General features: G+C 38.6%; 27 protein-coding genes and 3 pseudogenes. 7 read left to right on the forward strand and 23 right to left on the reverse strand.

All coding sequences use genetic code 11. The annotated features are described in order from the left end of the window. Position 1: 1 nt before the first annotated feature. Both ACWYN3_RS13500 and ACWYN3_RS13505 read right to left on the reverse strand, forming a co-directional pair. Positions 2-226, reverse strand: coding sequence for a hypothetical protein (locus ACWYN3_RS13500; protein WP_456223358.1), 225 nt, complete (start codon positions 224-226; stop codon positions 2-4). Between the two features lie 12 nt (positions 227-238). After that, a pseudogene (locus ACWYN3_RS13505) lies at positions 239-899 on the reverse strand (MBL fold metallo-hydrolase); the annotation flags it as partial. 405 nt (positions 900-1,304) lie between these two features. Here ACWYN3_RS13505 and ACWYN3_RS13510 point away from each other — a divergent pair. Further along, the gene (locus ACWYN3_RS13510) at positions 1,305-1,544 is read left to right on the forward strand and encodes an aminotransferase class IV (protein ID WP_456221614.1); all 240 of its coding nucleotides are present in this window, start codon (positions 1,305-1,307) and stop codon (positions 1,542-1,544) included. Further along, complete coding sequence (locus ACWYN3_RS13515) at positions 1,544-2,044, forward strand: aminotransferase class IV (RefSeq protein ID WP_456221615.1); 501 nt, start codon at positions 1,544-1,546, stop codon at positions 2,042-2,044. The genes ACWYN3_RS13510 and ACWYN3_RS13515 overlap by 1 nt, the downstream gene beginning before the upstream one ends. 135 nt (positions 2,045-2,179) lie before the next feature. On the opposite strand, the pseudogene ACWYN3_RS13520 reads toward ACWYN3_RS13515, so the two are convergent. From ACWYN3_RS13520 to ACWYN3_RS13580, 13 genes and pseudogenes are all read right to left on the reverse strand, one after another. Beyond that, positions 2,180-4,043 (reverse strand): annotated as a pseudogene (locus tag ACWYN3_RS13520) (DNA topoisomerase). 568 nt (positions 4,044-4,611) lie between these two features. Beyond that, positions 4,612-4,833 (reverse strand): hypothetical protein, encoded by a 222-nt coding sequence (locus ACWYN3_RS13525; RefSeq protein WP_456221616.1) that lies wholly within the window; start codon positions 4,831-4,833, stop codon positions 4,612-4,614. A 177-nt stretch (positions 4,834-5,010) separates the two neighbouring features. After that, a complete protein-coding gene (locus ACWYN3_RS13530) occupies positions 5,011-5,817 on the reverse strand; it encodes an MFS transporter (RefSeq protein ID WP_456221617.1) in 807 nt (268 codons plus the stop codon). Between the two features lie 381 nt (positions 5,818-6,198). Next, the gene (locus tag ACWYN3_RS13535; RefSeq protein WP_456221618.1) at positions 6,199-6,477 is read right to left on the reverse strand and encodes a hypothetical protein; all 279 of its coding nucleotides are present in this window, start codon (positions 6,475-6,477) and stop codon (positions 6,199-6,201) included. A 52-nt stretch (positions 6,478-6,529) separates the two neighbouring features. Next, on the reverse strand, positions 6,530-7,108 hold the full coding sequence (locus ACWYN3_RS13540) for a histone deacetylase family protein (protein ID WP_456221619.1): 579 nt from the start codon (positions 7,106-7,108) through the stop codon (positions 6,530-6,532). Further along, complete coding sequence (locus ACWYN3_RS13545; RefSeq protein WP_456223000.1) at positions 7,109-7,558, reverse strand: hypothetical protein; 450 nt, start codon at positions 7,556-7,558, stop codon at positions 7,109-7,111. Then, positions 7,548-7,970 (reverse strand): hypothetical protein, encoded by a 423-nt coding sequence (locus tag ACWYN3_RS13550; protein ID WP_456221620.1) that lies wholly within the window; start codon positions 7,968-7,970, stop codon positions 7,548-7,550. Before ACWYN3_RS13550 ends, ACWYN3_RS13545 begins: the two co-directional genes overlap by 11 nt. Next, entirely contained in the window at positions 7,967-8,404 is a 438-nt protein-coding gene (locus ACWYN3_RS13555) for a kynureninase/PvdN C-terminal domain-containing protein (protein ID WP_456221621.1), read from the reverse strand. The genes ACWYN3_RS13550 and ACWYN3_RS13555 overlap by 4 nt, the downstream gene beginning before the upstream one ends. 92 nt (positions 8,405-8,496) lie before the next feature. Next, positions 8,497-9,024 (reverse strand): aminotransferase class V-fold PLP-dependent enzyme, encoded by a 528-nt coding sequence (locus tag ACWYN3_RS13560; RefSeq protein ID WP_456221622.1) that lies wholly within the window; start codon positions 9,022-9,024, stop codon positions 8,497-8,499. 16 nt (positions 9,025-9,040) lie between these two features. Continuing rightward, positions 9,041-9,256 carry a hypothetical protein gene (locus tag ACWYN3_RS13565; RefSeq protein ID WP_456221623.1) on the reverse strand — a complete coding sequence of 72 codons (216 nt, stop codon included), beginning with the start codon at positions 9,254-9,256 and terminating at the stop codon, positions 9,041-9,043. Positions 9,257-9,319: 63 nt separating this feature from the next. Then, entirely contained in the window at positions 9,320-9,517 is a 198-nt protein-coding gene (locus ACWYN3_RS13570; RefSeq protein WP_456221624.1) for a hypothetical protein, read from the reverse strand. Next, the gene (locus tag ACWYN3_RS13575; protein WP_456221625.1) at positions 9,510-10,913 is read right to left on the reverse strand and encodes an MFS transporter; all 1,404 of its coding nucleotides are present in this window, start codon (positions 10,911-10,913) and stop codon (positions 9,510-9,512) included. Before ACWYN3_RS13575 ends, ACWYN3_RS13570 begins: the two co-directional genes overlap by 8 nt. Positions 10,914-10,923: 10 nt before the next feature. Further along, positions 10,924-11,352 (reverse strand): MarR family winged helix-turn-helix transcriptional regulator, encoded by a 429-nt coding sequence (locus ACWYN3_RS13580; RefSeq protein ID WP_456221626.1) that lies wholly within the window; start codon positions 11,350-11,352, stop codon positions 10,924-10,926. Positions 11,353-11,517: 165 nt separating this feature from the next. Between ACWYN3_RS13580 and ACWYN3_RS13585 the strand changes: the two genes are divergently transcribed. Beyond that, a complete protein-coding gene (locus ACWYN3_RS13585) occupies positions 11,518-11,805 on the forward strand; it encodes a DUF1905 domain-containing protein (RefSeq protein ID WP_456221627.1) in 288 nt (95 codons plus the stop codon). A 4-nt stretch (positions 11,806-11,809) separates the two neighbouring features. Here ACWYN3_RS13585 and ACWYN3_RS13590 read toward each other — a convergent pair whose 3' ends face one another. The 7 genes and pseudogenes from ACWYN3_RS13590 to ACWYN3_RS13620 all read right to left on the reverse strand — a co-directional run bounded on the left by ACWYN3_RS13590 (position 11,810) and on the right by ACWYN3_RS13620 (position 20,452). Next, complete coding sequence (locus ACWYN3_RS13590) at positions 11,810-12,082, reverse strand: hypothetical protein (RefSeq protein ID WP_456221628.1); 273 nt, start codon at positions 12,080-12,082, stop codon at positions 11,810-11,812. 99 nt (positions 12,083-12,181) lie between these two features. Next, positions 12,182-12,802 carry a Gfo/Idh/MocA family protein gene (locus ACWYN3_RS13595; protein WP_456221629.1) on the reverse strand — a complete coding sequence of 207 codons (621 nt, stop codon included), beginning with the start codon at positions 12,800-12,802 and terminating at the stop codon, positions 12,182-12,184. 490 nt (positions 12,803-13,292) lie between these two features. After that, a complete protein-coding gene (locus ACWYN3_RS13600; RefSeq protein ID WP_456223001.1) occupies positions 13,293-13,874 on the reverse strand; it encodes an IucA/IucC family C-terminal-domain containing protein in 582 nt (193 codons plus the stop codon). Beyond that, complete coding sequence (locus tag ACWYN3_RS13605) at positions 13,835-15,106, reverse strand: IucA/IucC family protein (protein WP_456221630.1); 1,272 nt, start codon at positions 15,104-15,106, stop codon at positions 13,835-13,837. Before ACWYN3_RS13605 ends, ACWYN3_RS13600 begins: the two co-directional genes overlap by 40 nt. Before the next feature lie 28 nt (positions 15,107-15,134). Further along, a pseudogene (locus tag ACWYN3_RS13610) lies at positions 15,135-16,426 on the reverse strand (lysine N(6)-hydroxylase/L-ornithine N(5)-oxygenase family protein). Positions 16,427-16,530: 104 nt separating this feature from the next. Then, positions 16,531-18,966 carry a GNAT family N-acetyltransferase gene (locus ACWYN3_RS13615; RefSeq protein WP_456221631.1) on the reverse strand — a complete coding sequence of 812 codons (2,436 nt, stop codon included), beginning with the start codon at positions 18,964-18,966 and terminating at the stop codon, positions 16,531-16,533. After that, positions 18,911-20,452, reverse strand: a complete 1,542-nt coding sequence (locus tag ACWYN3_RS13620) for a pyridoxal phosphate-dependent decarboxylase family protein (RefSeq protein ID WP_456221632.1) — start codon at positions 20,450-20,452, stop codon at positions 18,911-18,913. Before ACWYN3_RS13620 ends, ACWYN3_RS13615 begins: the two co-directional genes overlap by 56 nt. A gap of 446 nt (positions 20,453-20,898) precedes the next feature. Between ACWYN3_RS13620 and ACWYN3_RS13625 the strand changes: the two genes are divergently transcribed. From ACWYN3_RS13625 to ACWYN3_RS13640, 4 genes are all read left to right on the forward strand, one after another. Further along, positions 20,899-21,075: a hypothetical protein gene (locus ACWYN3_RS13625; RefSeq protein WP_456221633.1), complete on the forward strand. Its 177-nt coding sequence runs from the start codon at positions 20,899-20,901 to the stop codon at positions 21,073-21,075. A gap of 71 nt (positions 21,076-21,146) precedes the next feature. Then, positions 21,147-22,097 (forward strand): TonB-dependent receptor, encoded by a 951-nt coding sequence (locus ACWYN3_RS13630; RefSeq protein WP_456221634.1) that lies wholly within the window; start codon positions 21,147-21,149, stop codon positions 22,095-22,097. Between the two features lie 112 nt (positions 22,098-22,209). Beyond that, positions 22,210-22,587, forward strand: coding sequence for a hypothetical protein (locus ACWYN3_RS13635; RefSeq protein ID WP_456221635.1), 378 nt, complete (start codon positions 22,210-22,212; stop codon positions 22,585-22,587). A 2-nt stretch (positions 22,588-22,589) separates the two neighbouring features. Continuing rightward, the gene (locus tag ACWYN3_RS13640) at positions 22,590-23,345 is read left to right on the forward strand and encodes a hypothetical protein (RefSeq protein ID WP_456221636.1); all 756 of its coding nucleotides are present in this window, start codon (positions 22,590-22,592) and stop codon (positions 23,343-23,345) included. A 202-nt stretch (positions 23,346-23,547) separates the two neighbouring features. Here the strand turns inward: ACWYN3_RS13640 and ACWYN3_RS13645 are convergent, their stop codons facing one another. Further along, positions 23,548-23,676, reverse strand: a complete 129-nt coding sequence (locus ACWYN3_RS13645) for a hypothetical protein (protein ID WP_456221637.1) — start codon at positions 23,674-23,676, stop codon at positions 23,548-23,550. Positions 23,677-23,685: the final 9 nt, after the last annotated feature.

Genomic DNA, 23,685 nt, shown 5'->3' on the forward strand with positions numbered 1-23,685 from the left:
CCTATTGTTTCCCGTTTTCCATATTTAACCACCACCATTTTGTATCCGGATAATTTCCTCCGATCTGAAATGTCTCACCCAATAAAGGAGTGGTAATCAACTGTTCTGACTCTTCAGCACTTTTAGATACACGCAAAACAGGATCATTCCAATCATGCAAAGCTAATGTAAACTTTCCCCAGTGTACAGGTAAAAGCACTTTTGCCTTCAAATCTTTTGCTGCCATTACCGTTTGTTCAGGGAACATATGGATAAAAGGCCATAGTTCATTATATTGCCCACATTCTAAAATTGCCAGATCAAAAGGTCCATGTTGCTCACCAATTACCTTAAAATGACTATCATAACCAGAATCTCCACCTAAAAATAATTTATGTTCAGCACTTTCCAGAATAAACGAAGACCATAATGTCCGGTTCCTTTTAAACGTTCTGCCAGTAAAATGTCTTGCTGGCTGGGCTGTAAACTTAAGCCCGCATAAAACCGTTTGTTCATCCCATGCCAGTTCGGTAATCTTCTCTGCCGGAATTCCCCCAACGCAATAAATGTGACCCTGCTCCTGCTGAAGTTAAGAAATGCTTCACATTATCTTTCAGCTTTAAGATACTTTGATAATCCATATGATCGTAATGATCATGCGTAATCAGCAAAATATCAATTGCGGGGAAATCTTCTGCCCCAATAAAATCCGTACCAGCATATTGTTTTTTACCTATAAATGAAAATGGAGAAGGCGTTCTGCTAAATACCGGATCGACCAGTACCTTTAAAGAATCCAGCTGCAATAAATAAGAAGAATGCCCAAACCACGTTAGTTTTGCTCCTGATATAGAATCCAGTTCAGGTTTAACATGTGGTAAAACGGCTGTCGGTCTGCTATTTGGATTCCCTTTCAGCATAGCTTTGAGAAGAACCCAATACCCTTCTTCGGGTTCAACAGGAGTTAAAGACTGATTTTGCAGGACATCATCTTTAACGTTAGGCAAAGCCCGGATACGTTCTAAACCTGCACCCTGGGGCAAACGGCCAAAAAACCGGCAAATTTAAAATGATATAAACCAGCAATGCTAATGTGCAAACAATGAATATGGTGATATACATATAGAATAGATAATGATAACAGATATGTTAAAGGTATTAAATTATAGCAGCAGTCAATAAATGCTGATTACATCAAATCCGCAACGAATATAACAATTGGATGAAGTATCAAACCCAGTAATTTTATTAATATTGCACAGACCTGTTTAAATAACAGCTCCTGTAAAATTTAATTATTATCAAGACCTCAAACAGAGCAAATAATGAGTCCTAATACCGTTTTTCTAAACCACACTTTTATAGACGCTGCTCAGGCTTCCCTACTAATTACAGATCTTGCTATACAAAGAGGATATGGAATATTTGATTTCTTTAAGACAGTCAATGGCAAACCTATTTTTCTGGACGATCATATAGAACGTTTTTATAACTCTGCTAAAAAAATGCACCTGCACGTCAACCAGACTCCTGCAGAATTGAAAGACATCATGCTGCTGAATTGATGCAAAGGAATAATTTACCAGATTCCGGAATTAAGATGACTTTGACCGGAGGGTACTCTGATGATGCTTATATCCTGCCTGCTGCACAAAATCTGATCATTACACAACTGCCTTTAACCATCCCTCAGGGTCTTCAAACTGAAGGTATAACTTTGGTTACTTATTCCTATCAAAGACAATTATCCGAAATGAAAACGCTGGATTATACTATGGCGATCTGGTTACAACCTTTTATCAAGGAAAATAAAGCTGACGACGTATTGTATCAATATAATGGTTTAGTCAAAGAAACTCCCAGGGCCAATTTTTTCATTGTGACCAATGAAGGAGAAGTTATAACTGCCAAAAACGATGTACTGAGTGGTGTTATCCGTAAAAACATCCTTAACCTCAAAGATTCAGGTTTCCAGATCACAGCACGTGATTTTACCTTGGAAGAACTTTATAATGCGAGCGAGGCTTTCATGACCAGTACAACTAAAAATATCTTCCTATTCTAAAAGTAGACGGAAAAGAAATTGGTAATGGAAAAGCAGGGAAGATTACCACGCAGTTATCTGCTTTGTTATTCGAAAAAATGAGACAGATCTAATTCAAAACCGGGATTGATCTTCACCCAAAGAAGGAAGATCTGGCTAAACTACAGCCGGATCTTCCTTCTTTGGTACTAATTTTTCTGCAAGACCAGCTCCAGCTGCAAGTAATTCATTGGTAATTGACCGGGTATATTCAGAAATTTCTGCTTTAAAATCTGCAACCGAAGCACCAGATCTGATTTCTTCCAGTCTTTTTTCCCATGAACCTGTCAACTCAGCCTGAGCAATCTTCTGATCTTTGACTACATCATAAACAGCAAGGCCTTTAAAAGTTGGCACGAGATTACGTTTTTCACGCATAATATAATCCCTGGTGATTAGAGTTTCAATAATTGAAGCTCTTGTAGCCGGAGTTCCCAGCCCACTATCTTTCATGGCGTAGCGCAATTCTTCATCTTCAATTTCTTTACCAGAAGTTTCCAGTGCTTTCAGTAAAGAAGCTTCATTATATAGAGGTTTCGGTTTAGTCTGCTTCTCCAGCAAAGCTTTCTCTACAATAGGCAGAAGTTCCCCTTTTTTAACCTTTGGAAGAGAAGGATTATCCTCATCTTTTTTATCTTCCTCTTTATCATTTAATACAGAGCGCCATCCCGCAGAGCGGATAACTGTTCCGTTTGCAATAAACAGAGAGCCAGATTCAATCGTTATTTTCGTTACCTCCTTAACACATTCCTGATGAAAGGCCTCCAGCATACGCCCTACTACCATATCATAAACCGCCTGTTTATCCGAACTCAAATGATAAGGTGCCTCACCAGTTGGTAAAATAGCATGGTGATCCGTTACTTTCTTTGCATTCACGCTCCTTTTATTCAAAGGTATGGTCATTAGAAATTCAGCCTGTTTTCCAAAATCCGGATGCGTAGTCAGTTGAGTAATTAACTGAGGGACACCAGCAGCAAAAACATCATCCCCAATGTACCGGCTACCCGTACGTGGATAAGAAACCAGTTTACTTTCGTATAAATTCTGTAGTAAATTAAGCGTTTGATCGGCAGTATAACCTTTACGCTTATTTGCTTCCTGTTGTAAACTACTCAGGTCATGTAACAAAGGAGGCGGTTCTTTTCGTGGTTTAGCTTCAACATCAATGATTTTACCCCCGGTTGGAAAACCAGAGGCCACATCTTCAATTTTATCAAATAAAACCTGCGCTTCTTCCTTTACATTGAAATTGACTGTGGAAACAGCCTTAAACAGCTGCCCTTCTTTATCCAGCTGTATACCCAGCTGATAATATAATTGTGGTACAAAATTCTTTGTTTCAATAAATCTGGAGCAGATCATTGCTAAAGTAGGTGTTTGTACCCTACCCAGTGAAAGTACTGATCTTGCACCAGCCGAAATACTTAAAGCCTGAGTAGCGTTCATTCCTACCAGCCAGTCAGATTCTGACCTGCCTGCAATGTGCAGAATTAAACAACGTATCATAATCAGTACCCGGCTTAAGATTTCTGAACCCTTCTTTAATAGCTTCGTCAGTCTGTGAAGAGATCCAGAGTCTTTTAAAAGGTTTTTTACATTTCAGAAAATAATAGATATAGCGGAAAATGAGTTCACCTTCCCTCCCGGCATCCGTCGCTACGATAATCTCTGTAGCCTCATCAAACAGCTTTTTGATAATATCGAGTTGTTTCCTTACTCCGGGATCCTCTACCAGGCCATCTTTGGTTTTGATCTTCCTGATGGCAAGCTTAAATTTAGCTGGGAGCATCGGCAAATGCTGCCTTCTCCAGCCTATAAAGCCATATTCTTGTGGAGGTGCTAATTGCAGCAGATGTCCGAATGCCCAGGTAAAAGTGTAACCTTTCCCCTCAATGTATCCGTCTTTTTTACCCGTTGCGCCAAACACTTTAGCTAATTCACGTGCAACGGAAGGTTTTTCTGCAATTACAATCTTCATCTCTGGTATCCTTTATTTAGAGACCCTAAATTTCATTAAAATACTTCATATTAAAAAACCAGGCGGGTATATCCTGGCTGCAATTGTCTGCCAGAAGAGGCCTGACATTGCTATGCCAGGATATACCCGCCTGGTTTTTTAATTGCTCATCCAAAAGGAGATCCTTCAATGACGAAGTGCTAACCAATAGCCTCACAGATGGTTAAGAGGATCAAATCGATTATATTATTGTGGTGGCTTGTGTGATTTATTGTTTAGTTTATTTTATTTATCAACAAACCCTCAAGTTTATTGAATTACAAACTCTTTTTTGAACTCTCTAATATTCTTATTTCGAGCTTTTTATTGACTAATTGATCAGCTCATTTAAGAATTAGCAGTTTGAAATCCGGCACCTATTTTAATTTTTATGAAGGTATTTAAAGATTAGCGACGCACTGCATAGCAGAATGCAGACAGAGATAATTGCACTTACCGTTATTGCATACACAATAGAAGTTGCTCCGCTGTTGGCCATTGCACCAAATATAGCTACCCCCCATTGCTCGCGCTGCCTGGCGGGTTGTATTCAAAACGGCAGATGCAGTACCTGAACGTGTCCTGGTACCCCGGCAAGTATCCCCGTGGTCATTGCAGGAACTGCAAGCCCCATTCCAAGCGGTATAGTAATAAATGGAATAAATAATTGCCAGTAAGGCGTATTCGCATTTGCGATCAGTAACCCTGCGAAACCGATGATTGATATAAACAGTCCCGCTAAAATTGGAATACGTATCCCATACCTCGCCATGAGCCGGGCACTAATCAGGTTTGAAATGATAAATCCCGCAGTCAGCGGGTAAAAAAAAGCAAGACCAGCATTAAGCGAGGCGTAGTGTAATACATCCTGCAGATACAGACTTATGTTCCATAATAAGCACTATTGAATGCTATACCGAGTAAGATCAGCACATTAAAAGAAGAAGAATTAAACAAATCCAAAGGTAATATAGGTGAGCTTGCTTTTTTTCTCAATGCGGATAAACCAGATCATCATGGCGGCACTAAAAAGCAAACCACCAAAAATCAGTGGGTGTGTAAAGCCCAGGCTATGCCACTCGATAATAGCCGCAGTTAAAGCCGTGAGCGCAAGCATCCATACCAGTTGTCCCGGAATATCAAAGCCCTTATCGGGATGGCGTTCACTTTCCCTTAGTCTGAAGCTCAGGAAAATACCGATCATGCACAGTGGTATATCAACAAGAAAGATCATCCGCCAGTTACTCAAATGAATCAAAAGCCCGCCTAAAATCGGGCCAGCAGCAATTGACACCCCACCCGCGGCAGTCCAAAGGGCAACAGCGCGGGAACGCAGCGTTTTATCATGAGAAAACTCCTGATTTAAAATAGAAAGGGAACTTGGTATCATTGTCGCTGCCCCAATCCCCTGCAAAATCCTGAATCCAATTAAACTAATCGGATTCCAGGCCAGTCCGCAACCTATAGAAGCCGCCCCAAAAACTAATAATCCAATCTGAAAGATCCTTTTAGACCCAAGCAAATCGCTCATTGAACCAGCAGACAGCATCAAAACCGCGAAAGCTATAGTATAAGCATCAACAATCCATTGTAACGCACTAATATCTGCAGAAAAAGACTTAGAAATCCGCGGGAGTGCTATATTTACAATAGACACATCCAGCTGAGAAACGACAAAAGCCAAACTTGTGGTCCCCACTACAAAACCAAAGGAAAGAATCTTCTTTGAAGTATCTTGCGCAACCAATTTCTCCATGAATCAAAGTTATCATAACCTCAATAAAAGCCACCTTAGAAATCACAAATAATATCATAATTCCTTAAAGAGAGATCAATTCAGCAATACCACCAGTACCATCTAATAATAATCCTTAAAGTTCAGTCTGATAACTATCTAAAAGGCTACATCAAATAAACAATCCTTAAAGCTCAGTCTGATAACTATCTAAAAGGCTACATCAAATAAACAACCATTAAAGCTCCGTCTCTAATAGCCAACCTTAAATAACATCTTAAAGCGCCAACAAAGAACACAATGCAGTGGATACTCTGGAAAAAAAACAGGTATACATATTCAGACATAGCTGTTCCCCTCTTCAGGGGGACGAAGTCTGAATATGTATACCTGTTTTTTTTTTTATATAGAAGACAACAAATCCAAACCAATTTTGAATGTGTTACAATGCGCCTCAACAATGTCCTTAATTAGTGGAGAATACCCTCCCCCCATACTGACCTGAACGGGCAAACCATGTCCCTTACAAAACTCAAAAACCATTTTATCCCTCTCTTTGCAGCCAGCCTTGCTCATCGCTAGTTGCCCTAATTTATCACTTGATAAAACATCTACCCCAGATAAATAAAAAACAAAATCAGGTTTATGTTTCTCATACAACCCCGGTAACGTATGTTCCAAAAGCGAAAGATAAACATCATCACCAGTTCCAGCATCAAGGCCAATATCAAGATCAGAAACCTCCTTGCGGAAAAGGGAAGTTCTTTTCGCCGTGCATAGAAAAAGTAAATACCCTATTCTCGTTCTCCAGAATCTGTGCAGTCCCATTTCCCTGATGCACATCTAAATCTATAATCAGAATACGATTACACAAACCCCTGTTCAAAAGATAATTAGCCGCAATAGCCTGATCATTCAGCAAACAAAAGCCCTCACCCCAGTTTGACCCTGCGTGATGCGTACCACCAGCCACATTAAAAGCAAGACCATATTCTTTTGCAAATAGCGCACCATCAATCGTTCCCTGAGCGATTCTCAGTTCCCGCTCCAGCAATTGTGCATTTAACGGGAAGCCAATCCGGCGCTGCTCCCTTGGGGGCAAAGTAAAATCTCTTAGCTGCGCCCAATAAGCAGCATCATGCGATAACAATACAACCTCTTCATCAACCGGTTCAGGTTCAAAAAGATTATTAAGACTGATAACCCCTTCATGTAATAACTGTTCTGGTATCAATTCATACTTTAGCATCGGAAAACGATGTTCCTCCGGTAAAGGATGCGCATATAAAGGATGATAAGCTATTTTTATCATTTAATTTAAGATCTCTCCTACGTGTTTTTCAATATTATTACAGATTTCATCTACAGGCAAATCATTCGCATCCTGTCCAAAAGGATTTTCTATTTCCTCTGCGATGAGCTCTAAACTGGCCAGTACATATAGAATAAAAGGTACAATTGGAATCACGAAATAACCAAGACTGAATACCCAGCCAAAAGGAAGAGTAATTACATAGATAAAAAGGAATTTCTTGATAAAAGCACTATAAGAAAAAGGAATAGGTGTTTTCTTTATCCTTTCACAACCACCGCAGATATCTGTAAAACGGTTCAGGTCACTACTCAGCACAATCAACTGTTCACCAGAAATTTTGCCAGCAGCCTCCAAGTCAAAAACCCGTGCAGAAAGACTTGCGGCAACCTGATTAGGAATATGTTTACCCCCATCTACCTCAACCAGAAAACTATTTTTACCCGAAATACTTTTTTTCTCTCAGATGTTCTTTTAAAGCGAAAGCATATTTAGGGATCGCATAACTGAAATATTCATATTCTTCCTCACCCAACTTAAGCGATTTAATTTTTATTGCCAGGTTACGGCTGATATTAGTCAGTTCGCCAAGTAATCTCCTGCCTTCCCACCATCTATCATAAGAAGTATTGGTACGAAATACCAGTAACATGGAAATCACAAAGCCCAGCAAACTATGCATCATACCAATATTCTTGACAGTTGCCGTTTGGGATAATTTAAGAAAATGAAGCTCTCCAAAAGCTATCAGACCAGAAAACACAGCTACACTGAGCATCAGTGGCCATAATTTCCTGAAAGTATCGGCTTTATGGATATGGAAAATAAAGGTGAACCAATCTTTAGGATTGTAATTTATCATATAGCTATCTCTTTGCTTATTTTTAACAATAACTCACCAGTCAGGAAAACATCCTCAAAAGAATTATACAAAGGAACCGGACTCAAACGGATTACATTTGGCTCTCTCCAATCGCCCAATACATTATTCGCAACCAGCTTTTCAAAAACCCCCTTTGCATTTCCGGAAGCAATAATAGAAACCTGGGTACCACGGTCGTTTTCATTTTCGGGCGTAATCACTTTATACTGTTCATAACCAATTGCCTGATTTACCTGACCAATTGTATAAATCAGATAAGCCGTTAATACTTTACTTTTGTCTCTCAGTGGCCCCATAAACCCAGCCGACTCAAAGATTTGCAGTGAAGCATGATATAAAGCCATTGGCATGACTTGCGAACAGCTAATCTGCCAGCCATCTGCTCCCGGTTCAGGCACAAAGCCTTTTTCCATTTTAAAACGAGTAGATTCTTTATAGCCCCACCATCCTGCATAGCGGTTCAGTGTATCGTCCTTAAAATGTTTCTCATGAACAAATATGCCACCTATCCCACCAGGGCCACTATTCTGATACTTATAAGAACACCAGCAAGCAAAATCATATCCCAGTCATGCAGTTGCACAGGAACATTTCCGGCTGCATGCGCAAGGTCGAATCCTACAATTGCACCCGCAGCATGCCCCGCCTTGGTAATAGACTCCATATCGAACCATTGCCCGGTGAAATAATTGATACCACCAAATAAAACTAAAGCCAGCTCATCTGCATTTTCAGCAATACGGGCTGTAATATCTTCTGTCCTCAAAGTATATTCACCCGGTCTGGGAGCAACTTCAATAATAGCCGTTGCCGGCTCATAACCATGAAAACGCACCTGACTTTCCAATGCATACTGATCAGACGGGAAAGCACCGGCCTCCATAATAATCTTAAATCTTTTTTGATCAGGGCGATAAAAACTAACCATCAGTAAATGAAGATTAACTGTCAGCGTATTCATCGGGCAAACCTCAGCAGGCAATGCACCTACGATCGGAGCCATTAATTTTTTAAGCTCTTTATGATAAAACATCCACGGACTGTTTCCTTCAAACCAGCCTTTCTACAGCCAGATTTTGCCAGTTATCCAATTGTTTTCCAAGCACAGTACGCGCTGATTTAGGTTGAAGACCCAATGAATTACCACACAGATATATAAAAGGTTTACCATTTTGCTGTGGAAATAGGAATTCTTCACGGAATTTTCGCAATGGATCCTGTTCATCCATTGTCCTTGCAAATGATAATGTATTTTCAAAGTTCATATTTTTCGTAATTATGCTAATCAGGATAACGCTTTTTACAATTTTAGTAAAAAAAATATAGAATCAGACAATCTTATACTTGTTCTCTTCTGCAATTTCGTGCATCTCAAATTTCCTGATAAAAAGAACTATCAAAGCAATGATCACAGCGGCAATAGCCATGATTAAGGATACCTCTCTTAAAGTCAGCAACATGGCTTGTAATTCAATTTTTTTGGCAATCATTACTACAGCTGCACTATGCGCATGAATACTATCCATGCCATGTGATAAAAATCCAGCTTTTAAATGTTGTATTTCTGATGATGAAAACAGAATTATCAAAGGTGATCCCTTCTGAAAGATAACCATCGTGCCGGTTTGTACCCCTGAACAACCAGTTACTGAATAACGAATAACCAGCATAAGAACCTAGAATATAACGAAAAAACAAACTTCCCATCACCCTGTCACCATTAGATTCTCTGGGGATATTAGTCGCTGTGAAAGTAGATAGTGTGGTGAGCATTACGCCATAGGCCATTCCCTGCATCAGGTAAGCCGCCACCAGGTTATGCATAGAATTATAAGTCTGCACATCATGGAAAAAGATAAACAAAGACCCCGCATAAAGCAGAAAAGCAATACTTAACATGACGCGTACTGGCATCCGCCGATATAATAAGATACCCGCAATTGGAAAACTGATCAGGTAAGCACATAAAGTAATCACGGCAATAATTGATAAATATCTTTCTTCGCCATGAAAGGTATAGGCTGCATACTTGTTAAATAATAAGTTGGTGCTATAAAAAGCATACATCAATACCATGAAGGCAATACCCAGAGGAATTTGTTTATAATCCTTAAAAACTCTTAGATTCCAGAAAGGACGTTTTACATGATACTGTCTGAAAATAAAAAGAAAAGTAAACAGGAAAAATCCAGTAAATGCAACTATAATCTGTTTGTCTCTAAACCAGTCCTTAGTTTGTCCATAAGTAAGCACATAGCACAATAAAAAAGATCCACTAGTAAAAAAAAACAAACTTGCCCAGTCAACCTGGTATAAAGGAATTTTTCTATGCATTCGTTCGCGGTGAAATAACAACAGACAAATCACGATACAAAGACCTGCCGCTATGGTGGCGATCAAATAAATTGCCTGCCAGTCATGCTCTTCAATAGTTGGATTAAAAAAAATATCAGCAAGCTCTCCTCCCGTCCGGGCGATGGTATAATAAATCCCATAAAATAATGCACGATGACGCATCACAGGAAAACGATCCGTTAATAAGGATATAAAATCGAGCAGACAGATCAGTTTAAGGATACTTATCAAAAAGTTGCTGACTAATAAAAGTGGGACATAATTGATCAGATAACAGGAAATAGAAAGGATCACCTGGAAAATCAATGCACCCATTAACAGATCTGACTTCTTAAAATAAAGTTTCAACCTATAATATATAGGTATAGCGGAAACAAGTCCAACTGTACCAATCTGTGAAAACCAGGTCACTGTTTCTGGCTCTACCCCATAAAAAGCAGATAACCGTGAAGCGGTAGTACTTGTGATTGCTAAAACAAAAGATTGCAGCAACAATAATAAAATGACAGCAGGCCCTTTAATCCCATCGCTGATATTTTTCCGGTATGGAGATAATTCATAAAACATAAAGGTATAATTAGCTTAACTTTTTAATGAGCTGTCCAAGAACCCGTCTTGTAACTTCTAATTCTTCCGTTTCAATAGCAACCGTTATGCTATCCAAAAAAGCATCAAGTATTGGCAAAACCACCTTTTCCAGTTCCCGGCCGCTATCATCAGTAAGCATAATTTTCTTATTTCTTGCGTCTATAGTATCGCTGACCCGTTCTACCAGTTTCCTCTTTTCTAAATTATCAATGATTTTGGTGATTGAACCTTTATCCTTAAATAGTTGCTCTGCCAGATCTTTTTGCTTCTGCCCTTCTTCTTTCCAGATCAATCTGAGTACAGCACACATTTCGGAGGTTAGATCAAGCTTGCTTTGTATCAACAACGCATTGATTCTTAAGCGATACAGACCTAAAGCCTGCGAGATTAATAAACTAATTCTGGTATCTGTATCCATAGCTAATAAATTAGGATACAAAGTTCACATAAATTAGTTGAATATTCAACTAATTTATGTGAATAAATGAATTTGTCGCAATTGGCCCTGTATAAAGTCGTTAACGACACTCACGTTTATATGCCAGTATCGTTAAATTTGTATTGATAAATCAATCATACAGTTATGAGCACTTTAGATAAACAATTTACAGCTACACTGCTAAAAGTCAAAAACAAAGGCGGATGGACATACGTGATATGGCCTGATTCGGTCGAATTCTTTAAAACCAGGGGGTTGGTCAAAGTAAGGGGCACAATTGAAGGGCGCCCCTTTCAGAGTTCATTTATGGCATTAGGAAATGGGACACATAAACTTCCCATAAAAGCTGAAATGAGAAAAGTTATTCATAAGCAGGAAGGTGATCTTGTCAAGATCCACCTCGAAGAACGGATTGACAATAAAGCACCTTAAAAGCTTAATTTCCGTTTTTTGCAAACTGGTCTATAATTTCCATTACAATAAGCCCGTCCTCACCCATACATGGGTTAGCTGTCTCATTTAAAAAATAGCGTACCGTTGCCCCGATCATAGGTTGCTGAACATGCTGAAGTGCATCAAAATTAAATACTTCTGTTTTTCCTCCTGCAGTTAGCTCTATTTTAGCCGGGCCAAAAACAGGAAAAGAGATCGTTCCTTTAGAACCGGTTATGATGCAAAGATCCTTTCTGTGTTGCGGGAGGCATATCAAAACACCATGTTCCGTTAAAAAACACGTTATTTTTGAATTTCAAAACTCCTGTAACCAAATCATCAGCCTGATATAAACCGCCCTGGTTCCCAGAAATTCCTAATGCTTTTTCAATTGGCCCGAAAAAAAATATAACATTAAATCCAACTGATGTGGGGCGATATCATGGAAAAGTCCGCCACCAGCAATTGCAGGATCTAAACGCCATTGTATTTTTGGATCTGCAAGCTCTTTTGGAGTAAGTGAAGGCTGTAAATAATCAAGCGTAACAAATTTTACAGTCCCAATAACCTGTTCATCGATTAATGCTTTGATCTTTTTAAACACTGGCTGTTCTCTGCGATAATGTGCGATAGTCAGTTTTCCATTGCTCTGCGCTGCAGCTTCAACCATTTTCTTCCCCGCATCAGCATTTACAGCCATTGGTTTTTCAACGTAAACCGACTTGCCAGCTTTTAAAGCTGCAATAGTCAACTCCAGATGTGATAATGGCGGTGTTGCAATATATATAGCATTGATCTCCGGATCATCAATCAATTCTTGTGTACTGTTATACCATTTTGGTACCTGGTGTCTCTTTGCATAATCTTCAGCCTTAGCCGCATTTCTGCTCATTACAGCCACGAGACGTGAATTTGGAACTTTATTAAAAGCAGGCCCGCTTTTTACTTCCGTCACATCCCCACATCCGATCATCCCCCATTTTATAACATTCTGCATCGTAATTAATTTAAGAAGGTAAATATGGTAAAAATCTGTATTCCTGCCTAAACATTATAGTCTAAGTTAATTCTAAAGCCATTCAAATCTCAGCCCGATCATCCCGGTTTGCGAGGTAATTCTGTTCAAAGAAGAGTTAGATTAAGTCATAAATAATCTGTCAAAAATGGTAAATCCATGCTTTATTCTCACTTTATTCAGATAAACGTGTAGAAGAACTGAATAACCTTTGAACAAGGCCTGAACGATGTCTGAACAAGGACACTATAAAACACTTCTAGTCAGCTGTTTACATCTTTGCTAAATCAAGCTTTTTAACGGGCCAAAATTGGCATTAGAAACAGGGGTTAAACACACAAAACAAGTATCCTTATTGTGAAAAATTTCATTCAAATTAAATAATGTATTTAAACAACAAAACGTGCAACAGCCGTTTATATCAAACAGCCACTACACGCTTCTTTCATAGGTAGATAAATACAGAATAAACTTAAACAACCTGTTCTGAATCCTGCATAGCTAAAGCTACAGGATTAACCAATGTCCCGATTACTTCGGGTGTTGGAACATCAGTGCTCTCACTATATCCGTGAGTCAGTAACCGAACCCGGTTAATGCAAACACGTGCAAATTCAGGTACAAACAGATCAAATTTTGTGAATTTAGTAGCCAGTTCAGGATTTTCTTCCTGAAATTCTACAATAGTATTGGCTACATTTTTCCAGAAATATTCTTCATCCAGCCCCACATAAGAATGGAAAACATTACTTAAATATCTGAATACTGCATCAAAAATTCCCGAAAGAATGAATAGCGGTGCTAATTCATCATCAATTTCTCTTAAAACATTCACCAGGTCTTCTGGTAATTTTGCTTTTGATTCTTCTGTTAAAACGATCTCTTCCACAAAATCTTTAATGATAATTCTCTGTGGTATATAATCCTTCATCACCATGATCGTATTTTCGCCATGAGGACTGAAGAAGAAAGCATGCTTATAAAAAATCCTTAAAATAGGTTTAAGATATGCTTTTAAATATGCTTTAAGCCATTCATCGGGGTAATCCCGGATTTTTCAATCATCGCCTCTACCAGACTTTTGCCTTGATCATCTACGTAAAGCAAACTGGCCATTGTCATTATCTTTTCCCCTGGTTGCAGATAATTTTCTGCGCTTTCTCTCCAGATTACACCTAAAAATTCCTGGTATTGATATGGAGATTCTGGAATTGCACTATATTGAGGATGAGTATACGCCGCTGTAGCAACCTCCCCCAATAATACAACCCCGGTTTCTTTCAGATAAACATCTCCATCCAGCATATCTTTTGCCCATTGGGTTACTCTTGGCGCAATAGCTAGCTTTTTTGGAGATAAACCTCTGAAAATTGAGGTATTTAATATCGAAATAGCCGTTTTAACATAATGTTTATGTGGCTGGCTGATATTAAAAAAAGTACGGATACTTTGCTGGCACTTATACTGATCATTTCCCAAAGCCAGTGGTACAACATACTCGCTGGCTATATCATGTGCAAGCTGTAAAACAATTTTATTGTTCCATTGCCATTCATGGACAGGTATAAACAGATAATCATCAGGATTTAAGTTTTTACCACTTAATATTTCATTAAACTGGTTAATCTGCTCAAAACCTAATTCGTCTTCATAAAAAGCAGCCATATCTATAGATGCTAAAGATTTAAAGTCTGCACGTGTTCTGTGTACTGCTAACCAGGCTAATTGTGTAGACTGACCACCTTCGGGTGCATATTTACCCTGATCACTGTGGTTAAATCCAATTCTGCCTTTATTAATCGTAGCCCATGGATGACCATCCATCTGATGTTCAATCGTCTGATAATCAGCATCAGCAAGCTGATCTGCGGTCAAACGTCCTTTTTCGTGGATAAATGCATCAGCATACAAGGTGTTCAATGTCTCTTCCACAAAATGGGCAAGCGTGAATGATTTCACACCAAAAGTCTCTTGTGTTTCGGTAAAGAATGCAGGTGCATTATTTAAAGGAACAGCGATTTCATCCACGTATTTACGCAAAGATTCTTTCTGGATATGCCAGTAATCCAGTGCACGGAGACTTGCTGAGAAAGAATAATAAATATTTTTGTGATCTGTATCCAAACGAAAATGCGACAAACCAGACTCATCAGTTCCTGTAATTTCAGGTTCTGCCAGTTTTTCGTGCATTAGTTCTACAATGGCTTTAGCGATATAATTTAAATTCACCTTATCCCAAACTGCTTTTTTAAGCGGCTTTACATTGTCGAAATGGTTGTAATTCATAGTCAGTATTTTAAATATTGATAGCTTGTTAATTTATACTGTTTTCAGTTTCGAGGATTTCTTTCAGCGGATTGGCTATTCCCTCAGTTGCCGCCAGACCAAAAGATTGAAAAGCAATTTTCTTTTCAACCTTATAGGCTTCTCTGCCCAGTACAGTATTGATTATTGATGAATTCCGGTAAGCCCCCATCCCTAAATCGGGAGTTACAAATCCATGGGTATGTAATTCTGCGTTCTGAACAAAAATCTCATTGCCATGGGTATCAATTGAGTAATTACGGCCTACATAATATAAATTATCTTCGGTGCGGGCAATCCTGTGATTGATACCTTTTAAAAAATAGGGTTCTTTGTATTTATAGCCTGTCGCCACAACAACGAAATCAGTTTGCTGAACAAATTCCTTTTCTAACTCAGTATGGTAGAAATGGAGATTAGAACTGCCATCTTCTGCGGTTGTGATTCCATCAAGCTGGCAATTAGGACTTAGTTTAACATTTGGCTCCTCCCCATCTACACTCAATTCATATAATTTATCAAAAATCTGGTTGATCAAATCATAATTAATGCCTTTGAACAATGAATTTTGTTTGCTTAAAACCTGTTTGCGTTTTTCATCAGGCAGGTTATAGAAATGATCTACATACTCAGGAGAAGTCAATTCTAAAGTAAGTTTTGAATACTCCATCGGGAAAAACGATCCGGACGCGTATACCATTTCAGTTCCAATCCATTTTCAGTTTCTGGCAAAAGGTCATAGAAAATTTCCGCAGCACTCTGCCCCGATCCGATAATACTTACACTTTGCCAGTTCAGCATCTCACGTTTATTATTCAGATATTCTGAGGTATGAATTACCTTCGTGTGTTTGCCTGGCTCTATAAAGTCTGGCATTTTAGGAATTGTTCCTGTGCCTAAAACCAGTTTACGGGCATAATATGTTTGTTTTTCGAAGTCCCGCTGATCTTCTACTATCAATTTATAGCATTGTTCTGCTTCATCATAATCAGTACTTAATACTTTCTGATTAAACTGACACGAAGGCAACTGGGCGATTACCCATTTGCAATAAGCATTATATTCTTTACGTAAAATATAGAAGTCTTCTCTGATATAGAACTTATACAAACGATCTGTTTGTTTCATGAAATTCAAGAAACTATAAGGACTGGTAGGATCAGCTAACGTAACCAGATCTGCCATAAAAGGCACTTGTAAAGTGACATCACTCAGCATCATACCAGGATGCCAGTTAAAAACTGGTGCCTGATCGAAAAATATAGCAGAAAGATCTTCTAAAGGCGCTGCCAGAGCAGCCATACCCAAGTTAAAGGGGCCGATACCAACACCAATGATGTCGTAAATTTTTTTTGTGTTTTCATTTATTCTTAAAATTTATACTGAGGCCACCTGCCCTGCTAATGCTATATCTTTACTTGCTGGAAATTTTTTTCCCAATACCATTCACGATAGCAAAAAGTTAACGTCGCATCTTTATGCGGCATTTTGATAACATGCTGATACCTGTACCCCAGACGTGTCCCGAAAATATGCATCGCTCTGGATTCGACTGCTGCTTCACCAATGCATTTTCCTACTACGGGTTGTGCAAAAATGAAGTCCACCATAGTCTGCCCGGTAGGGAAACTAAATTTCTTATCCTTATCTGTTGGTGCAATCATTAGATGTACACCATAATCAGTTGCAAGTGCGTCATAGTAAGCTCCCATAACATCGCGCATTGGCCAGTAAGGTTCTATAGTGAAAGTTGGCTCACCGTTAATTTCTCCTATAAAACTGTGTGAAAGATCACCAGGTATTAAAGTACGGTAAAACGTTTCCAGCCCTCTGATTGGTCCATCCATTTTCCAGATTGGTTTAGCATGTTCCTGATTAAACCAATCATGTACCATTTCCAGATCCCGGTCAATATCAAAAGGACGCAGTGTAATGGTAATATCTTCTTCAATAGGAAAATACCTGCTGTACATAATCTCTTTGGTCTTTGGCTTAATCAGATTATCACAAAAAAAGTACCTGTTCAGAGGATTTGGATAAGCTCTGAAAATCGCTGGATTGTTAGTTGGAGCACTCGCTTCATCAATATTGTACAGGTTGATTAACAAGTTACCTTTGACTTCCCAGCTTCTGTTATTGATTATGTAATCTACAAAACCTGTAGTATCTGATTCTTCGAATTGTTTAAATTCAAGATATATCAGATCGATTAGTTCTCTTTCGTCTGCAAGTCCATTACAGCCCATGGCATTCACTACACCTAAAATATTATTGATCAGAAGATAGTAGGTGTATTTAGGCACGATAAAAGATGCAGGTGCTATAGCACCACTTTGAGCGGCTAAATCTGGCAGGTGATTCAATAGACCTTCGCATTTACCTTCCAGAAAAAAGAAACCTTGATTATCTCTGAAATATAGTTTAGCAGGAAAATTCAGGCTGTCCAGTTCCAGTTCAACAAGCACATTCTGCTGATGAAATTCAAAAGCCATTCCATATTTATTCAGGAACCCAACGATCGGGCCCACACAGATATGCAGATATTGTTTGAACCAGTTAATTGCTGTCTGTTCTACCGACTTGTTTTTGTATTTAGCAGCTTGTTCAATGAGATTTACGATCCTTGGCTTTTCGCCTAATAACCCATCCTGACATAATGCCGCTAATAAAGTTACATTTTTGTCTCCTTCTTCACCTTTAAACGTATTATGACGGATACTGGTGTTGAAACCATCAATTGTTTTTCCCTTATAAGTAACGGCAAAAAAAGCAGGGTCGGTAATAAATGCGATTTCCGGAAACTCTTTTTTCAAAGATTTTCCAAGTTCAGTTTTTAATAAACGGCTGACATCATATCCGCGGTGCAGTTCAGGAGTTAAATTAACACGTTCTGAATTCGTGATTTTCACATGCAGTGAAAATTTATACATCCAGTCACTTTCACGGTTATATACCGTACGTACAGATGATGTTGGTGTATATAAAGCTCCCCATTCTCCAAGGCTATACAGTAAACCTTCGCTTACCATTTCTTTAACTTCTGGCCGGGCTAGTAAATATTCAGCTTCCCATGGGTGCATCGGCAATACTTTCCATGATGCATGACTATCTACTAATGCTCTGATTTGATGAGCTGCGGGTACCGCATTCAGTAATTCTGCTTTAAAAGTATCAGTAATATCAAATCCTTCTGCATTCTTTTCAATTACTTGTTCAGGTGCAATCAGAAAATAAGATAACTGGAATTCTCCGGCTGTTTCAGGAGAATATTTCAATAGTTCATCATCATTCTTAAAACCAAGTCTTCCTTTAGTCAGTGGATGTGAGTTGTGTCCAAGGACTAAGGATTGTTCCGTTTCAATAAAACTCATCTGCTTTTTATTGACAAGCTTACCCGTACGGTTAAAATATTCCTGGTATTTTGTTAAATTATCAATGCTGTTCTGCAGACGCGATTTTACCAGTTCTGAATTAATCTCCGGGAATTCTGCCTTTGCAAAAACAATGATCAGCTCCATAAAACGCATAGCATCCATTGGTTTGATTTCATCCGTATTCAGATCACGTTCTATCACCGGGTAATGGAATACGTGTCTTCCACTTTCCGCATAATGTTTAAGTGGTGCGAATACTTCAAATCCAAACTCAGAAAAATCAAAACGTAAGTGAAATTCATGACCTGTTAGTTTCAAATAATTAGCTAGTGGCTGATCGTATGCAGGGATTCCCACATAGCGGCTCCAATTACTAAATTCTCTGCAATAGCTATTTAAGAGAGCATTGAAATTAATTTCTCCAGAATTCTGTTGTAGTTTTATTAAACTGTAGGTATTCGTTTCCATGTTTTTTTATGATGTTGAAGATGTTTTTAACGTGATCGATTGTAGTAAGCGGGTTAAGCAAGGTAAATTTGAGGTAGAATTGTTTATTGATTTTAGTACCAGCAACCAATGCTTCCCCTCCATTAAACATGCTTTTTTTGATGAACTGGTTCATTGCACAGAGGTCAGCCTTTCCGTCTCTGGGATTGTAACGGAATACCAGGGCACTGATATCAGATTCATTCATCAATTCAAAAGAAGGATCTGCCTGAAGCATAGCTGCAATCTGTGAGGCTGTTTGAATGATCGTTTCAAAGTAACCACCCAGCTTTTCTTTCCCCATCATTCTTAAGGTGAACCAAAGTTTCAGAGCATCAAAACGACGGGTAGTTTGTATAGATTTATTGACCTGGTTTGGTAGGCCGTCAAGGTCGTGATCTTTAGGATTCAGATAATCGGCATGATGAGTTATCAGACCAAAAAACCTTTTGTCTTTAATCAAAAAAGCCCCACTGCTAACTGGCTGGAAAAATGATTTGTGATAATCTACGGTTACAGAATGTGCAAGTTCAATACCGTTAATCAATCTGCGGGATTTACTGGTTAGCAGTAATCCGCAGCCATAAGCTGCATCTACATGAAACCATAAGTCATATTTGTTGGTTAAACGGCCTATTTCCTGCAAAGGATCAATATTACCGAAATCGGTAGTACCTGCTGTTCCTACTATGGCAATTGGGATATTGCCTAAGGCGAGTTCCTGTTTAATTGCATCTTCGAGCAGTATAGAATTCATTCTGAAACTGCGGTCCGTTTTAATTTTCACTACGGCTTTTTCACCAAGTCCTAACAGAGAAGCATTTTTTTGGATACTGAAATGGGCCATTTCTGACACAAAAATTCTGAAACGCGAAGCTTCTGCCGGCAAACCATCTTCTTTAATGTTATGGTTTAAATATTTCATAGCGTAATGATCTCTGGCCAGCAGTAGCCCCATTAAGTTACTCTGGGTTCCGCCACTGGTGAAAATTCCGTCAGACTGAGGGCCAAAACCGATTTGACTATTGGTCCACTCAATCAGTTTTTGCTCCATTAATGTTCCTCCAGCACTTTGATCCCAGGTATATAAAGATGAATTAATAGAGGAAATCATAACTTCTGCTGCAATTGCTGGTATAACCAGCGGACAGTTTAAATGGGCAATATATTCCGGATGATGGAATGCGACAGCATGATTGGTGTACAAAAGCTCAACTTCATCGAGCAAACTATCATAATCAGCTAATGGAGTTTCAAAATCCACATTAGCAAATAAGGGACGCAGTTGCGCCGGGCTTACACCACTGAATGGCTTTTTATTGTTATCAAGGAAACGTTTGACAGCCAGGCTTACCTTGCCTATCGCATCGAGGTATTCTTCCTGATTGTCATGATGGAAAATGTCCTTTTGAGGGTTATCTCCGAATAAAACGGATAATTGTTTTTCTTGTAGGTTGACTGTAAGCATATAGGTGTTAATTTTTCACGGTTTTTATATAATAGATGTAATTAGTAAGCGTGTCGGTCGTTTGCACAAATCTTTATGACTATGCCAATTTAAATCAACAGAAGTGGTACCAATTAGAGCGAAAGAAGGTGTAGATTCCTCTGTTTCATTACGATTTAAATTTATATGCGAAGAAAGAGGTTATTTAGAACAATTACAAATTATATTTAGACTAATTACATATAGATATATAACACACTGAATATCAGCGTTTTTTTTGATGTTAAATTTTCATTAATATTTATTTAATATATCGATATCATGTAGCAGGATTGCTTTTATCTCTTGCTATCTGAAGAGCCGGATGAACTTTTAGCGACTCCCGGTAAATATAAAGCAATGTATTATTTGGAATTAATCCAAATAATACATTGCTTTGCGCTGTAAAAATCTAAAAAAAACAATATATGAGAAGAAATCTATACTTAATTTTATTCCTTATAGTTGCTTTTACAGCTGGCGTTAAAGCGCAAACTGTAAGCGGAATTATAAGTAACGATAGCGAACCATTAAGCGGTGCAAACATCAAAATCGAAGGCAGGAAGTTGGAAACCAGTACCGACAAAGACGGTCATTTTGACTAAAACTTGAAGCTGGCAGTTATAATTTAATTATCAGTTATATTGGCTATAATCAGACTGTTAAAAAAATAAATTTGGTAAAGGATCAGAACCTTAATCTTGAAGTAGTGCTCAAAGCTACTAATACAATGGATGAGGTGGTAGTTGTTTCTTCTCGTAAGCCAAGTAAAATAAGTGAAATCCCCGGAACGGTCTGGATCATTGATAATGAACGTTTACAAGAGCAGATTAAAGGTGGTGTTAGCTTAAAAGAAGCTTTAGGGAAACTTATTCCCGGTTTGGATGCTGGTCCTGAAGGACGTACCAATTATGGTCAGAACTTAAGAGGAAAAAATGTATTGGTGATGATTGATGGTGTCTCTTTAAACAGCACCAGAGCTGTTGCAAGACAGTTTGATTCTGTTGATCCTTTTAACATTGAGCGCATTGAAGTACTTTCGGGCGCAAGTTCAATTTATGGTGGTGGTGCAACAGGCGGTATCGTCAATATTATCACTAAAAAAGGACAAGCGGGCCCATTGGCTTTCACTACAGAAGCAGGCGTACGCAGTGGTTTACAACAAAAATCAGATCACGATATTCGTATTGCACAGTCAATTTCGGGAGGGGGTGAAAACTTCAAAGGAAGAATTGGCATTGCGTATCAAAAAAAAAACAATGCTGCATTTGATGCAACGAATAAACAGATCTTCACTGATATTACGCAAACAGATTTACAGTATAACCAGTCTTTTGATATTTTCACTAATACGGAATTCAAACTGGGCCGTAAACAGACATTAAAAATTAATGCACAATATTATAATTCTGGTTATGCGGGTACGAGGGATCTTTTCCTGGGCAATAACTATTCAATCATCACAGTACCAGGAACTAATCCAAGTGTTTTAGAAATGAGAGATGGTTTTACCTCTTCTGTTAAACCACAATCTTCACGCGCATCGATCAATGCTGATTATCATGCGGCCGATATCCTTGGCGGACAGGATTTATATATTCAGGGGCAAGCAGAAATGAAAAATTAAGCTTCCACCCTTTCCCTGCACTTGCCAGAAATTCATTTGAGGTAGCCAAGAGCTTTTATTATAGTGGTTCAACTGTTCAAAGTACAAGATACAGTGCATTAAAATTAGTTTTTTGACAAAACAATGGTCAGCATTTAATTTAACTTATGGTGTTGATGCTGATAACGAAGCATTTAAGGCTAATCAAACCTTATTTGACATCCCTCAGTCTTTTGCAAGTGGTGGATTGATTAATAATGGGATAGCATCGGTTGAGCGTTATCCTGCAGTTGATATAAATAGTCTTTCTGGTTTTATGCAGGCACAATGGAACCTGACATCTAATCTAACTTTATCTGGAGGTATCAGACAGCAAAGATTGTATGTAAAGGTTGGTGACATTGTTGGTATTAACGCCCAGGCTTCTATTGTTTATGGCCGTGGTCAGACAGCTACACCTATTCCCGGTGGCAAAAGTCATTATGATGTAAACCTGTTAAATGGGGATTAGTAGTGTATAAAATCTCCGCTCCTGAGCAAGTATGGGTTAATTTTGCCCAGGGTTTCAATTTAGCTGACCCGGCAAAATATTATGGCCAGGGTACTTACAAATTAAACGGAACGCACTGGGATTTGACTAAGTCAACCAGCGTAGACAATTCTCCATTGACAGGACTGAAAACTAATCAGTTAGAGACTGGATGGCGTCACCGCGGTAAGGTTATCAATGCACAAGTTGCAGCATTCTATTCATGGTCTGATAAGGACATGCAAACAGACTTGACTACTTACTCAGTTCAAGTAATTGATAGGAAACAACGTAATTTCGGTGCTGAAGGTTCCCTATCTGTAAACTTGTCAAATGGATTTGAGATTGGTGGAAATGGTTTATATATCAAATCACAATTCAAAGATGGTGATTCATGGAAATTACAGACTGTTGGCAATATCAGCACATCAAAGGCAGCAGCTTTCATCGGATGGAATAACAAAACTGTAGGATTTAAAGCTCAGGCTTTCCGTTCATTTGACGCGAAAGATTATTTAGATAACGAATTTAAGGGGTACACTACTTTAGATCTGTTGGGCAATGTCAAATTACCTCTTGGAACATTATCATTTGGTGTACAAAACTTATTGAACCTGGAGTATCAGACTATCTGGAGTCAGCGTGCGCAGGTTTTGTATAAAGGTTTAGGGGTTCCAGCGCTTTACTATTACAATGGAAGAGGCCGTACTTATAACTTAAGTTACACAATTAACTATTAATGACTAAGGTAATATGCAATACCCTGTTCAGAATCAGCATCTACTGAAATAAAACTATCATTTTAAACAAAAAATCGGACACCCGTAAGGATGTCCGATTTTTTGTTTAAAACTTAATATTAATGTCACCACTTTTAACATATGTAATTATTATCTTTGAGTATAACCACCTTAAGCATGAGAAAAAATAATACACCTGCTATTACTTTATTTTCACTTCTTTTCTTTTATCTGCTGCATGCGGTAAAACGGATGTTCTGCCTATAACACCGACTCCACCGGTAGTTCCGGTTGTTGTGCCACCGGTAACACCACCAGTGACCCCTCCCATAGATCCGTA

It is taken from the genome of Pedobacter sp. NJ-S-72 (genome assembly GCF_053890575.1).

Coding starts and splice junctions, on each gene's coding strand:
- ACWYN3_RS13500 (WP_456223358.1), bottom strand. CDS start 226: ATGGCAGCAAAAGATTTGAAGGCAAAAGTGCTTTTACCTGTACACTGG.
- ACWYN3_RS13510 (WP_456221614.1), top strand. CDS start 1,305: ATGAGTCCTAATACCGTTTTTCTAAACCACACTTTTATAGACGCTGCT.
- ACWYN3_RS13515 (WP_456221615.1), top strand. CDS start 1,544: ATGCAAAGGAATAATTTACCAGATTCCGGAATTAAGATGACTTTGACC.
- ACWYN3_RS13525 (WP_456221616.1), bottom strand. CDS start 4,833: ATGGCGAGGTATGGGATACGTATTCCAATTTTAGCGGGACTGTTTATA.
- ACWYN3_RS13530 (WP_456221617.1), bottom strand. CDS start 5,817: ATGGAGAAATTGGTTGCGCAAGATACTTCAAAGAAGATTCTTTCCTTT.
- ACWYN3_RS13540 (WP_456221619.1), bottom strand. CDS start 7,108: ATGATAAAAATAGCTTATCATCCTTTATATGCGCATCCTTTACCGGAG.
- ACWYN3_RS13550 (WP_456221620.1), bottom strand. CDS start 7,970: ATGATAAATTACAATCCTAAAGATTGGTTCACCTTTATTTTCCATATC.
- ACWYN3_RS13555 (WP_456221621.1), bottom strand. CDS start 8,404: ATGGAAAAAGGCTTTGTGCCTGAACCGGGAGCAGATGGCTGGCAGATT.
- ACWYN3_RS13560 (WP_456221622.1), bottom strand. CDS start 9,024: ATGTTTTATCATAAAGAGCTTAAAAAATTAATGGCTCCGATCGTAGGT.
- ACWYN3_RS13565 (WP_456221623.1), bottom strand. CDS start 9,256: ATGAACTTTGAAAATACATTATCATTTGCAAGGACAATGGATGAACAG.
- ACWYN3_RS13570 (WP_456221624.1), bottom strand. CDS start 9,517: ATGGATAGTATTCATGCGCATAGTGCAGCTGTAGTAATGATTGCCAAA.
- ACWYN3_RS13575 (WP_456221625.1), bottom strand. CDS start 10,913: ATGTTTTATGAATTATCTCCATACCGGAAAAATATCAGCGATGGGATT.
- ACWYN3_RS13580 (WP_456221626.1), bottom strand. CDS start 11,352: ATGGATACAGATACCAGAATTAGTTTATTAATCTCGCAGGCTTTAGGT.
- ACWYN3_RS13585 (WP_456221627.1), top strand. CDS start 11,518: ATGAGCACTTTAGATAAACAATTTACAGCTACACTGCTAAAAGTCAAA.
- ACWYN3_RS13595 (WP_456221629.1), bottom strand. CDS start 12,802: ATGCAGAATGTTATAAAATGGGGGATGATCGGATGTGGGGATGTGACG.
- ACWYN3_RS13605 (WP_456221630.1), bottom strand. CDS start 15,106: ATGAATTACAACCATTTCGACAATGTAAAGCCGCTTAAAAAAGCAGTT.
- ACWYN3_RS13615 (WP_456221631.1), bottom strand. CDS start 18,966: ATGGAAACGAATACCTACAGTTTAATAAAACTACAACAGAATTCTGGA.
- ACWYN3_RS13620 (WP_456221632.1), bottom strand. CDS start 20,452: ATGCTTACAGTCAACCTACAAGAAAAACAATTATCCGTTTTATTCGGA.
- ACWYN3_RS13625 (WP_456221633.1), top strand. CDS start 20,899: ATGAGAAGAAATCTATACTTAATTTTATTCCTTATAGTTGCTTTTACA.
- ACWYN3_RS13645 (WP_456221637.1), bottom strand. CDS start 23,676: ATGGGAGGGGTCACTGGTGGTGTTACCGGTGGCACAACAACCGGAACT.